The following is an 11,861-nucleotide window of genomic DNA, read 5'->3' as shown; positions in this document are numbered from 1 at the left end:
GAGCTCCACCGAGGGGAACTGCCGCAACAACCGCTGCAGCCGCGGGCGCGCGGCGCCGTACGGATCGTACGCGTCAAGGGCGAGGAGCGCCGCACCGGCCCCGCCGGACGCGGGACGGCCGAAGCCGCGGTCGTGAACGGCCGCCACCCCCCGCGCGGCGAGCGCCCGGCCGAGGAGCGCGGCGGCCCCCACGACGTCCACGGCGCGGGCATCCCGCGCGGCGAGCGCCGGACCCGCGAGGCCCGCGCCGCGCGTGCCGGACGGGGGACGGGCGCCGGGGCCGGCTTCGCTGGCCGCGGCGTAGCCCTCGTAGGCGTGAGTATGCACGAGGAGCACGCGCGGAGGACCGTCGCCGAAGAACTGCAGCTCAGCCGCCGGCGCGCCGCCGGCTCGTCCCCGCACCCAGATCCACGCCGCCCCGGCCGCGGCAAGCAGGACGGCGAGCGCCACCCCGGCCGCGACCGCCCTTCGCCGGACGACGACCACGCGCACCCCTCCGCCGCAGCGTATGCGGCGGCCGGGCCGTCCAAGGCGTCACCCGGAGCGGGCGATTCGCGGGGTGCGCCGGAATGTGCGTCAGGACACGGGGGTTCCGTTCGGCGCCGCCTCGTCCGGCCGCAGCAGGATCACGTCGCCCTCTTCAGGAATTCCGCCGAGGACCAGCACGTCCGACCTGAAACCGGCGACCCGCTTGGGCGGAAAGTTGACCACGGCCACCACCTGCCGGCCCACCATGGATTCCGGCGTGTACCGGCGCGTGATCTGGGCGCTGGATTGCTTCTCGCCCAACGGGCCGAAATCGATCCACAGCTTGATCGCCGGCACGCGCGCCTCCGGGAAGGCTTCCGCGCGCGTCACGGTGCCGATGCGAATGTCCAGCTTCTGGAAATCCTCAAACGTGGCCAAGTGAGATCTCCCTTCCTCATCTGTTCCGTGGGCTCAGACGACGGCCGCATCCACCCGTCCGCTCCGGGGCGCCGCCGCAGGGCGCGGTCTCATGCCGCACAGGAACCGGAGGATGCCCACCCGCCGGACGGCCGCGTGGTACAGCAGCATGGTCGTGGCGAAGGCCAGCGCAAGGAGCAAAGGCCGAACATGCAAGGCGCCAGCGAGCGCCTTTCGATGCCGCGCGCCCGATACCTGCCACGAGCCGCCATCGACGGTCAGACGCCGACCCTCGTCGCGGGCCGGGAAGCGGCACGAGCGGAGCCGTCCCGCGGGACGGCCCCGCCCGAATGTCGGAGGGATCCGCGCGTCACGACTCGCTCCAACGCTGGAAGGCGCGGCGCAGGGCGGCGCGCTTGACCCGGTAGATGGCGTTCGTGAGAGGGATGCCCTTGGGGCACACCTGCACGCAGTTCTGGGCGTTGCCGCACGTCTGCACGCCGCCCGGACCCATCACGGCGTCCAGGCGCTCGTGCTGGTTCATGGCGCCCGTGGGGTGGAACCCGTAGAAGTCGACCCACGACAGGTTCGTCGCCCCGATGAACTGCGTCAGCGGATTGTACTGGGGGCACGCCTCAAGGCAGCTCCCGCACGTGAAGCACTTCGACAGCTCATACGCTACCTGCCGGTCGGCCTCGTTCATCCGCGGCCCGGGACCGAGGTCGTACGTCCCGTCGATGGGGATCCAGGCCTTGATGCGCTTGAGCTGCTCGAACATCACGCTGCGGTCGACGACGAGGTCGCGAACGAGCGGAAACTTCGTCAACGGTTCAAGCCGGATCGGCTTCTCCAGCCGGTCCACGATGGCCGAGCACGCCTGGCGGACGCGCCCGTTGATGAGCATCGTGCAGGCGCCGCAGACCTCCTCGAGGCAGGCCATCTCCCACGCCACGGGAGTCGTCTCGCGGCCGTCGCGCGTCACGGGGCGGCGCCGGATTTCCATGAGGAGCGCGATGACGTTCATGCCGGGCCGGCAGGCGACTTCGAAGGTCTCCCAGCGCGCCGGCTGGTCGGGCCGCTCCTGCCGCTTGATCTCGACGATGACGGCCGTGGCGTGTGTCGCGTCGGCCAAGGCGCTCGCCTCCCTCGCGCCTAGCGTGCGTCGCCGCGGGCGGATCCATGAACGGCCGGGGCGCGCTCTTCCCGCGCCTCCTCGAGCGTCGCCGCCTTGTCCACGTCGTAGTGGCGCGGCCGCGGCGGGATCAAGCTCGTGTCCACGTCCTCATAGGAGATCTCCGGCTCGTCGGGACGGTAGACGGCGATCGTCGTCTTCAGGAAGCGCTCGTCGTCGCGGCGCGGAAACTCCGGCTTGTAGTGCGACCCGCGGCTTTCGTCGCGCAGGAGCGCCCCCTTCGTGATGACCGTCGCCAGGTCGATCATCAGGCCCAGGTGGCGCACGAACTGCGCGTCCTGGTTGGCCCAGCGGCCCCGATCGCGCAGTCCCACGCGCTGCCAGCGCTCCCTCATCTCGTGCAGCTTTTCGAGCGTCATCCTGAGCTTGGCGTTCTCGCGGACGACCGTGACGTTGTCGGTCATCAGGTCGCCCATCTCGCGGTGCAGGTCGTACGGGTTCTCCGGGCCGTCCATGTCGAGGATGGCGTCGAACGCCTCTTCCGCGGCGCGCCTGGCCGCCAGCAGGTGGCGCTCACGGCGTTCGGGCGTGCGGTGCGACACGGCCCACTCGAACGCGTTCGGCCCGGCGACGAAGCCGTCGTAGATGCAGGACAGGAGGCTGTTGGCGCCGAGGCGGTTGGCGCCGTGGTACTGGTACTGGCACTCCCCGGCGGCGAAGAGGCCGGGGATGCTCGTCATGTCGCGCTCGTTGTCCACCCAGAGCCCACCCATGGAGTAATGGACGGCCGGGTAGACCTTCATCGGATGCTCGCGCGGGTCGACGCCCACGAACTTTTCGTACAGCTCCATCACGCCGCCCAGCTTGCGGTCCAGCACGTCGCGCGGCAGGTGGCGCACGTCCAGGTAGACGGCGCGCTCCCCGTCCACCCCGAGCCCCATCTCGACGACGACCTTGTGAATGGCGCGCGTGGCCACGTCGCGCGGCACGAGGTTGCCGTACGCCGGGTACCACTCCTCCAGGAAGTACCAGGGCTTCCCGTTCCGCGGCACCCAGATGCGGCCGCCCTCGCCGCGAATGGACTCGCTCATCAGCCGCAGCTTGTCCGGGCCGGGAATGGCCGTCGGGTGGACCTGGATGAACTCGCCGTTCGCCCACCGGGCGCCGGCCCGGTAGCATGCGGCCGCGGCCGCGCCCGTGTTGATGACGGAATTCGTGCTGCGGCCGAAGATCATGCCGAGCCCCCCGCTCGCGATGATGACCGCGTCGGCGGGGAACGCCTCGATGGCTATCGTCTTCAGATCCTGCGCCACGACGCCGATCGCGTGGCCGTCATCGTCCAGCACCGGGCCGAGGAAGTCCCAGCCCTCGAACCGCCTCACACGGCCGGCCACCTCCCAGCGGCGCGCCTGGTCGTTGAGCGCGTACAGGATCTGCTGGCCGGTCGTCGCGCCGGCGAACGCAGTGCGGTGGTGCTTCGTCCCGCCGAAGCGGCGGAAGTCCAGCAGCCCCTCCGGCGTCCGGTTGAACATCACGCCCATGCGGTCGAGGAGGTCGATGATCCGCGGCGCGGCCTCGCACATGGCCTTGACGGGCGGCTGGTTGGCGAGGAAATCCCCTCCGTAGATCGTGTCGTCGAAGTGCTCCCAGGGGCTGTCCCCCTCGCCCTTCGTGTTCACGGCGCCGTTGATGCCGCCCTGCGCCGCCACGGAGTGGGAGCGCTTGGCGGGGACCAGGGAGAAGAGGTCGACGTGCCCGCCGGCCTCGCAAACCTTGATGAGCGACATCAATCCGGCCAGCCCGCCGCCGACGATCGCGATGCGCGGTGCGTCCGCCATGGCGTTCCTCCCTCTGTTCAGCGCACGAAGCCGATCATCGCGGCGAGGCCCATGCCGGCGATGGCCGCGAACACGGCCGCCATCCCGTACGTCAGCTGCCGCCGTGCCCGCGGCCCGACGGCGATCCCCCAGTCGATGGCGAAGTTCCAGAGGCCGTTCGCCAGATGGAAGGCCACCGCCAGGACGCCGATGGCGTAGACGGCGAAGATCGCCGGCTGGCGCAGGTCGCTCGCCACGGTCGCGTAGGTGATGGGGCGCCCCCAGAGCCAATTCGAGAGGCGAAACGCCCAGTAGTGGTAACCGATGAAGACGAGCGCGACGACGCCGCTCGCCCGCTGCAGGTAGAACATCCAGTTCCGAAAGTAGCCGTAGCGAAGCACGTTGTTGTCGGCCTCCATGGCGAGCCACACCCCGTAGAGGCCGTGGAAGGCCAGCGGCAGAACGATGAAGAGCATCTCGATCCACACGAGGAACGGCGTCGCCTCAAGGCGCGAAACCTCCGCGTCGAACACCGCCGGACCCCGGAGCGACCGCGCGTTCGCCCACAGATGGAACGCGACGAACGTGCCGACCGGCACGACTCCGGTCAGCCCGTGCAGCCGTTTCCAGAAGAAGGCGCGGCTCTTCAAGGTCGCGGGACGGGATGACAAGACGGATCGAGGCCCCTTCCGCGGCTTAATGTGACGGAAAGGGGCCTCGGGTTATGCGCGGCCGCAGCCGGCGCCGCCGCGCGGCCGATCACGCGAGCGGGCTCAGTTCGAACGGCCGCTCGTCCGTGCGGACTTCCGTGATCCGGTTGTGCTCGTCGACGAACACGATCTTGGGCCGGAGCTTGGCCAAATCTTGCTCGTCGAAGAACCCGTAGGAGATGATGATGACCTTGTCCCCCGGGTGGAACAGCCGGGCTGGCGGGCCGTTGAGGCAGATCGCGCCCGAGCCGCGGTCCCCGGCGATCGCGTAGGTGCGCCAGAGCGCGCCGGTGGAGAGGTTCGTGATCTGCACCATCTCGTAGGGCAGGATGTCGGCGGCTTCCATCAGGTCCAGGTCGATGGTGATGCTGCCGATGTAGTTCAGGTCCGCCTCCGTGACGGTGGCCCGATGGATCTTTCCCTTGCACATGGAGCGCAACATGGCTGAACCCCCTTCCCGTGCGGCGGTCGCGCGTCATCGCGAACCCTTGGCCCACTCCTGGAGGATGCTCGCCACTTCCGGCCGCGTATACTGCGGCGGCGGCGCGATTCCCGCAAGGAGGAGTCGCCGCAAGCGTTCACGGTTCATGATAACGCGCTCCAACGCGCCGTGCGGGCAGGTCTTGTCCGTCACCATCGTGCCGCAGGCGTCACAATAGAGCGGCTGCGTGAAGAACATCAGCTGAATGCCGAGCTCTTCCTTGAAACGCTCGTAAAGCTCCGCCGTCACCTGCAGTCGCAGGCCCTCGCCTCCCGGGTCGTCGTCGCCGACCAATTCGGGTGTCACGGCTGCGTGCGTACAGCCGTAGTTTCGCAGCACGATCGCCCCGAGCAGGGCGCGCCGCGGGCTGCCGAGCGGCTCCGTCACGCCCTGGACGACGAGGTGCACGCGGTGCGAGGGAAAGTACTGATGCAGGACCGCCTCGTAACAGCGCAAGCGGACGCGGGCCGGGATGTCGCGCGGTTCGTCGGCGTCGGCGACCACGCCCTGGACGAGCACCCCGTCCGCGCCCTCGAGCATGGTGCGCAAGATGTACTCGCCGTCGCGGTGGATGACGTGGCGCGTGAGCACGCCTGCCACCGCCCGCCAGCCCCGGCCGGCCAGCGCAGCCCGGACCTCGGCCGGATCCTGCTGGAGCCTGGGGAATCGCGGGGGGCGCCGCTGCAGCAGCTGCACCGGGCCGCCGGCGTACATCACGCCGTTGTCCTCCGCGCCGAGCGGAAGGTCCGCATCGTACGAGGGCTCGGCTTTCCACTTCGGGTCGGGGCGGAAGAGGTCGTCCAGGCGGAGCACCCCCATCAGGCGCCCCCCGGCGTCCGTGATGGCGACCTCCTCGCCGGGCCGGCGCCGCCGCGCCCACTCCTGCGGCACGGGCAGCAGCACCGGGACCGGCCACGGGCGGCCGTCCGCGAGGCGCAGCCGCTCGACGACCGATCGGCAGTCCCGGGCGTCCATGAACCCTGTCAGCGGGCTGTAGGCGCCCGTCGCGATGGCCTCCAGGTGCGCGAGCGTGACGTCCGCCACGGGAATCGACGGCATGTGGGCGGCGCGCGCGACGAGCTCGCGTCGCTGCGCGCCCGCTGGCTCGGCGGACACGAGCCGCCCGCCGTACGCCGGCACCAGTTCACTCATGCCGGGCGCCGGCACGAGCCGCCCGGCGCAGGGTGTCGCCGCGCAGTCCCACGCGCAGGGCCTCGAGGGCCAACACCTCTTGCGGATGGATGTTGCCGAGGTTGACGTTCGGGCCGAACCGATCGATCAGCGCCTCCTGCTGGGACTTGAGCGGGGCCTCCCAGACGAGGCGATCCGGCGGCGCGGCCGTCTCCAGCGCGACCAGCGCGTCCGTGTCCACCTCTCCCCCGGCGTCGTAGATGCCGACCCCGACGCCCGATTCGCGCGCCTCCACGATGACAAATTGCGCCCCGGCCTCGAGGTCTTCCCTGATCTGGCGGCGCTGCACCTCCAGGGGCTGCTGGTCGGCGGGATGCTTCTTGCCCACCTCCGTGACCACACCCAACCCGCGCTCGATCGCCGCCTCGATGATCCGCCGCCGGCGCTCCGGGGCGATCGCAAGCGTGCCGTCGGAGACCTCCACGTAGTCGAAGCCCAGCGCCTCCGCCCGCTCCAGGAACGCGTCCGTCGCCGACTGAAGCTCCGCGACTTCGAGGAACGTGCCGCCGGGGTAGACGTGGACGCCGTGACCGCGGATGAGGCGAATCTTCGCGCGCAAGAGCTCCGCGTCGTAGAACGCGGACGTCCCGAACCCCAGTTTGATGAAATCGATGTAGTCGCCGGCGAGCGCGAGGAGCTCGCGCGTCGACTCCAGCCCGAGCCCCTTGTCGATGACCATGGTCACGCCGGCGCGGCGCGGCTTGTCGAGCCGCCCGCCGATGGGATGCGCACACACCCCGTCCCAGGCTTTGGTCGACCGCATCGTCGGCCTCCTTCACGCGTTTTTTGATGTGTCAGGGGGCGCCCGAACCTACCGGTCCAGGCGGCGAAGGGCGCGCTCCAGGGCCGCGACCAGCTCATCGGCCTCCTCGCGCGTCCATGTGAGCGGGGGCGCGATCGTCAGCGTATGACCGCCGCCCACATACGTGCGCGCCGAGCGGCCCACGATGACCCCCGCCTGGAAACAGTCGCGGGCTACCTGGACCGCGAGCGCCGGGTCCAGCGGTCGTCGCGACTCCCGGTCGGCGACGAGCTCCACGCCGATCAGCAGCCCAAGGCCGCGAATGTCGCCGACCGCGGGGTGCGCGCGCAACCGGCCGAGAGCTTCCAGAAGGTACGCGCCCACCTCCAGCGCGTTTCGCGCCAGGTCCTCCCGCTCCAGGATGTCGAGGTTGGCAAGGGCCGCCGCGCTCGCCACCGGGTGCCCGCCGAACGTGCTGATCTGTACGGCTTCTCGGCCGCTGCCCGGCTCGCCCAGAAAGGCGGAGAAGACCTCCTCCGTGGCCGTGACGGCGCCCATCGGAACGTACGCGCTGGTCAGCGCCTTCGCCATCGTCACGAGGTCCGGCTCGACGCCGTACCAGTGGTGTCCGAACATCTTCCCCGTGCGGCCAAACCCGGTGATGACCTCGTCGACGATCAGCAGCACCCCATGGCGGCGGCACGCCTCCGCCACGATCGGCAGGTACTCCTTCGGAGGCACGAGCACGCCCGCCGCGCTCTGCACCGGTTCCAGCACCACCGCGGCCACCGTCTCGGGACCTTCGGCGAGGATCGCCTGCTCGACCTGGTGGGCGCAGGCGACGCCGCACTTCGGGTAGGCGAGGCCGAACGGGCACCGGTAGCAGTACGGGGCCGGAACGCGCAGGAAGCCGCCCGGCAGCGGCTCGAACCGCTCCGTTCGGGCCGCCATGCCGCTGGCCGCGAGGGTCGCGAGCGTGGTTCCGTGGTAGGAGTGGTGCCGCCCGACGATCTTGTACCGGCGCTGTCCCCCGTGGCGCTGCAGGTGGTACTGCCGCGCGATCTTGAACGCCGCCTCGTTGGCCTCGGATCCGGAACTGACGAAGTACGTCCGGCGCAGGCGGCCGCCGAGAAGCCTCGCGAGGCGCGCCGCCAGTTCGGCCGCGGGCGCGTTGGCCTGCGTGTGCGGGTAGTACGGCAGCCGGATCATCTGCCGGTACGCGGCTTCGGCGATCTCCGCGCGGCCGTAGCCGGCGTTGACGCACCAGAGGCCGGCCATCGCGTCGAGGTACGCCCGCCCCGTGTGGTCCCGGACCACGTGCCGCTCGGCTGAGGTCATCAGGACGAGCGGCTCTTGGGAGAGCGCGGAGTGCTGCGTCATGGGGTGCCAAACGTATTGTCGATCCAGCTCGCGCGGGTCGACGAACGGTCCGGCCGGCTCGCGTGTCGACACGATCCACTGCCTCCCGGGTCGAACTGTGATCTAACGTATGAGGGGAGGAAGGGATCCGAACCTTGACCCGACTGGAAGCGACACCTGTCGAAGTGCTGCCCGCCCGAGAGGCGCTGGAGCAGCTTGCAGACTTCCCGTGGCCGCGCGCCGTCGTGGCCGTCGTCGACCAGATCCGCGCCACCAGCACGATCGTCGCCGCCCTGGCCGCCGGCGCCCGCGAGGTGTGGCCCGTGGAGGAGCCATCGGAGGCGATCGGCTGGCGCGAGGCCGACCCGTCCTGGCTCCTCGCCGGCGAGCGGGGCGCCGTGCGGCTGCCGGGCTTTGACTTCGGCAACTCGCCGCGCGAGATCGAGGCGGCCGCGTCCCGCCTGCGGGGCGGACGGCTGGCGCTGGCCACGACCAACGGAAGCCGGGCGCTGGCGGCGGTGCCGGCGTCGGCGGCCGCCGTCTACGCCTTCGCGCTTATGAACGTCTCCGCGACGGCGCACGCCATGGCGCGGGCGGCGCAACAATCCGGCGCGGAGCGCATGCTCATCGTCTGCGCGGGCACGGAGGGCAGCCTGGCCGTCGACGATCTGCTGGCGGCGGGCACCCTGGCCGACCGCCTCGTCGGATGGGGGGCGCAGCCCAGCGGCGACGCGGCCCTCGTGGCGCTCGCGGTGCACCGGCTCTGGCGGGGGCGCGAACTCGAGTGCCTGCGGGCCAGCCGGGCCGGGCGCAACGTCATGGCCGTCGGGCTCGGCGAGGACCTCGCCGCGTGCGCCTGCGTGGACCGCTGGCCGTTCGCCGCGCGGCGCCATGGCCGCGCCATCGTGCTCGAGGACTGCTCGAACGATAGGAAAGGGTGAGTGACGTGGCAGACGGGCGATTGCAGGGCAAGACCATCCTCGTGACGGGCGCCAGCCGCGGCATCGGCCGCGCCGTGGCGCTGGCGCTGGCGCGCGAGGGCGCTCAACTGGCCTTGACCGCGCGCGATGCGGCGCGGCTGTCCGACGTGGCCGGGGAGTGCCGCACGGCCGGAGCCCCGGCGGTCTGGAGCCTCGCCGGCGACGTGCGCGAGCGCGACTTCCCGGCGCGCTGCGTCGCCGAGGCGGAGAAAGCGCTCGGGCCCCTCTGGGGGCTCGTGAACAACGCCGGAGTGGGCCACTACGCGCCGGTCGACGAACTCCACCCCGACGCTTGGGACGAGATGATGGACGTCAACGCCCGCGCGGTGTTCCTCTTCTGCCGGGCGGCCATCCCCGGGATGAAGGCGCGGCGTTCGGGCCACATCGTCAACATCGCATCCGTCGCCGGGACCACCACGTTCCCCGGAGGCGCCGGCTACTGCGCCTCCAAGTGGGCCGTCATGGCGCTGAGCGACACCCTGACCCAGGAGCTCAAGCCGTTCGAGATCCGGGTGACGGCCGTGTGTCCGGGGTCCGTCCAGACCGGCTTCGCCGGCTCCACGCCCAAGCCGTGGTCCCTGCGGCCCGAGGACGTGGCCGACGCGGTGCTTCATGTGCTCGCGGCGCGTCCCGGCGTGATCTACAACACGATCCTCCTGCGCCCGCAGGTGCCTCCGGAGCGGCTGGGATGACGGGTCAACCCCCGGAAGGAGCCGGCCACCACAGGGCGCCATCGGGGTTCACCTGAACCCCCCACGCCCGGGACAGCTGGTCGACGCGCTCAAGGATCGCCCTCCGCTCTTCTGCGTCCGGAACGTCGGGCGAGGCCTTGCGCAGGACGAACGGGACCAACCGGGCGTCGACGACCGCGCCGCCCTGGAGGGTCGCCTCGATGACCATGGTGCGGCCCGTCCACGCGTTCCGCCCGTTGGGCGTGAAGATGAGATTGCCCAGGCTGTACGCGATCAGCCCGTCCCCGTACCGTTCCACGCCCTGCAGCACGTGCGGGTGGCTGCCCACGACCACCGTGGCGCCCGCGTCGATCATCCGGTGAGCGAGATCGCGGTCGGACGGTTTCGGGCGGGGAGACCCCTCGACGCCCCAGTGAATCGCCACGACGACGTTGTCGCACTTTTGACGGGCCAGGCCGATGCCGGCGATCAAGCGGTCCTCGTCGTGCGCGCCGGCCACCCCCGGACGGGCGGCGGTGGCCAACCATTCCTCGTAGGGAAAGATCCGCGTCGCGGCGACGAACGCCACGCAGGCGCCGCGATCCTCGCCGAGCCCGGAGGCCCCGGTGGCGGCCTCGGAAGGAGCGGTCCGGCTCGGTCTCACCACGCGCACGGCCCACGCCTCGTCCGCGTCCATGCCCGCCCCCACCGGGACCAGCCCCCGGGCGCGGCTGGCTTCAAGGGCCGTCTCCAGTCCCGGCACGCCGTAATCCAGAATGTGATTGTTGGCCATGCCCGCCACCGTCACGCCGGCCGCGGCCATGCCGTCGAGATTCTCGGCCGGGGCGCGGAACACGTACGTTTTGTGGGCCGGCTTGCCGGCATTGCCCACCGACATTTCGAAGTTGACGAGGACCACGTCGGCCTGCTGGAACACGGGCGCGAGGTTGCGCCAGGGATAGTCCACGCCGTGCTGCCGGATGATCTCGTCCACGCGGTCCGACAGGCGCACGTCGCCGCCGGCCACGAGGCGGATCAGGGGGGGAGGCGCCGGAGGCTTGGACGTTTCGACTGGGGGGACGCCGGCCGGAACCGGTGGCGCTTCCGACATCGTCGCGGCCGGTTCCGAAACGAATCCGGCGGACGGCGCCGCGGGCGCGTGCGCCGGCCCGGCCGAGCCAAAGACCAGCAAGCCGGCGACGCACGCCAGGACGGCGACCCGCAATCCCCTCGCCATCCGCACGCCGGAACGCCTCCAGGTGTGGGATGGCTCTATTCCATGAGAGCGGTCGCGTCGTTATGACTGCCGTCCAGGCGCCGTCTCCGCGGTGCGCTCGGCGCCACGCAAAAAGCCCCCCGACCGTCGTCGGGGGGCTTTGATCACCGCTTCGGGACGCTTGGGGTTCGCGCTCGGTTAAAGAGCTACTACCTTTTGCGCCTGCGGACCCTTCGGGCTGTCGGCCACTTCGAAGCTCACCCGCTGCCCCTCATTCAGGGTGCGGAAGCCGCTGCCCTGAATCTCGGAGAAGTGGACGAACACGTCGCCCTGACCGTCGTCGCGCGTGATGAAGCCGTAGCCCTTCTCCGCGCTGAACCACTTGACGGTACCTTCCAAGCGTTCTACCTCCGATCACACGTACGATCACCCAGCTGCGCAGCTCGGTGCTCACACACTACCACCCCGCCGAACGCCTGTCAAATGATTTTGTCTTGACACGTCAGAATCGCGGTGGCATTTATTTATTTTTATGAAAACCTGTCACGGCGCGGGTTTCACCGCGCACTCGCCCGTGCTCGCCGGTCCGGCGCCGGCACGCGGATCACATCGGGACGCCGTAAGAATGACGAAGCGGGGGGGGGCCCCGCACCCCCCCCCCCCCACCGAGTCAAAAA

Annotated in this window: 13 protein-coding genes; 2 read left to right on the top strand and 11 right to left on the bottom strand. The window is 70.7% G+C overall.

Going from position 1 to position 11,861, the window contains the following annotated elements:
* From IRZ18_05770 to IRZ18_05730, 9 genes are all read right to left on the bottom strand, one after another.
* The coding region (locus tag IRZ18_05770) for a hypothetical protein (GenBank protein ID MBX5476614.1) at positions 1–486 on the bottom strand (486 nt) is incomplete at its 3' end.
* A 90-nt stretch (positions 487–576) separates the two neighbouring features.
* Positions 577–906, bottom strand: a complete 330-nt coding sequence (gene csaA / locus IRZ18_05765; GenBank protein MBX5476613.1) for a chaperone CsaA — start codon at positions 904–906, stop codon at positions 577–579.
* 349 nt (positions 907–1,255) lie between these two features.
* Positions 1,256–2,017 carry a succinate dehydrogenase iron-sulfur subunit gene (gene sdhB / locus IRZ18_05760; GenBank protein MBX5476612.1) on the bottom strand — a complete coding sequence of 254 codons (762 nt, stop codon included), beginning with the start codon at positions 2,015–2,017 and terminating at the stop codon, positions 1,256–1,258.
* Between the two features lie 20 nt (positions 2,018–2,037).
* Positions 2,038–3,855, bottom strand: coding sequence for a succinate dehydrogenase flavoprotein subunit (sdhA, locus tag IRZ18_05755; protein MBX5476611.1), 1,818 nt, complete (start codon positions 3,853–3,855; stop codon positions 2,038–2,040).
* A 17-nt stretch (positions 3,856–3,872) separates the two neighbouring features.
* Positions 3,873–4,505, bottom strand: a complete 633-nt coding sequence (locus IRZ18_05750; protein ID MBX5476610.1) for a succinate dehydrogenase — start codon at positions 4,503–4,505, stop codon at positions 3,873–3,875.
* Between the two features lie 88 nt (positions 4,506–4,593).
* Complete coding sequence (locus IRZ18_05745) at positions 4,594–4,986, bottom strand: aspartate 1-decarboxylase (GenBank protein MBX5476609.1); 393 nt, start codon at positions 4,984–4,986, stop codon at positions 4,594–4,596.
* A 33-nt stretch (positions 4,987–5,019) separates the two neighbouring features.
* Positions 5,020–6,177, bottom strand: a complete 1,158-nt coding sequence (sat, locus tag IRZ18_05740; protein MBX5476608.1) for a sulfate adenylyltransferase — start codon at positions 6,175–6,177, stop codon at positions 5,020–5,022.
* Entirely contained in the window at positions 6,170–6,979 is an 810-nt protein-coding gene (locus IRZ18_05735) for a phosphosulfolactate synthase (GenBank protein ID MBX5476607.1), read from the bottom strand. The genes sat and IRZ18_05735 overlap by 8 nt, the downstream gene beginning before the upstream one ends.
* A gap of 48 nt (positions 6,980–7,027) precedes the next feature.
* Positions 7,028–8,338 carry an aminotransferase class III-fold pyridoxal phosphate-dependent enzyme gene (locus IRZ18_05730; protein ID MBX5476606.1) on the bottom strand — a complete coding sequence of 437 codons (1,311 nt, stop codon included), beginning with the start codon at positions 8,336–8,338 and terminating at the stop codon, positions 7,028–7,030.
* Positions 8,339–8,472: 134 nt separating this feature from the next.
* Here IRZ18_05730 and IRZ18_05725 point away from each other — a divergent pair, with 134 nt between their 5' ends.
* Together IRZ18_05725 and IRZ18_05720 are read left to right on the top strand one after the other, a co-directional pair.
* Positions 8,473–9,258: a 2-phosphosulfolactate phosphatase gene (locus IRZ18_05725; GenBank protein MBX5476605.1), complete on the top strand. Its 786-nt coding sequence runs from the start codon at positions 8,473–8,475 to the stop codon at positions 9,256–9,258.
* Positions 9,259–9,263: 5 nt separating this feature from the next.
* Entirely contained in the window at positions 9,264–9,989 is a 726-nt protein-coding gene (locus IRZ18_05720; protein ID MBX5476604.1) for an SDR family NAD(P)-dependent oxidoreductase, read from the top strand.
* Between the two features lie 4 nt (positions 9,990–9,993).
* On the opposite strand, the gene IRZ18_05715 is transcribed toward IRZ18_05720, so the two are convergent.
* Positions 9,994–11,211, bottom strand: a complete 1,218-nt coding sequence (locus IRZ18_05715) for a CapA family protein (GenBank protein MBX5476603.1) — start codon at positions 11,209–11,211, stop codon at positions 9,994–9,996.
* Between the two features lie 171 nt (positions 11,212–11,382).
* A complete protein-coding gene (locus IRZ18_05710) occupies positions 11,383–11,583 on the bottom strand; it encodes a cold-shock protein (protein MBX5476602.1) in 201 nt (66 codons plus the stop codon).
* Positions 11,584–11,861: the final 278 nt, after the last annotated feature.

The organism is Clostridia bacterium (genome assembly GCA_019683875.1).
Lineage (GTDB): Bacteria > Bacillota > Sulfobacillia > RBS10-35 > Bu92 > Bu92.
The sequence above is the reverse complement of the archived record's forward strand: the minus strand, read 5'-3'. Positions and strand labels throughout refer to the sequence as shown.

Excerpts from the sequence above, each read along its gene's own strand:
- IRZ18_05730 (MBX5476606.1), bottom strand. The coding sequence starts at position 8,338 with ATGACGCAGCACTCCGCGCTCTCCCAAGAGCCGCTCGTCCTGATGACC.
- IRZ18_05735 (MBX5476607.1), bottom strand. The coding sequence starts at position 6,979 with ATGCGGTCGACCAAAGCCTGGGACGGGGTGTGTGCGCATCCCATCGGC.
- sdhA (MBX5476611.1), bottom strand. The coding sequence starts at position 3,855 with ATGGCGGACGCACCGCGCATCGCGATCGTCGGCGGCGGGCTGGCCGGA.
- IRZ18_05745 (MBX5476609.1), bottom strand. The coding sequence starts at position 4,986 with ATGTTGCGCTCCATGTGCAAGGGAAAGATCCATCGGGCCACCGTCACG.
- sat (MBX5476608.1), bottom strand. The coding sequence starts at position 6,177 with ATGAGTGAACTGGTGCCGGCGTACGGCGGGCGGCTCGTGTCCGCCGAG.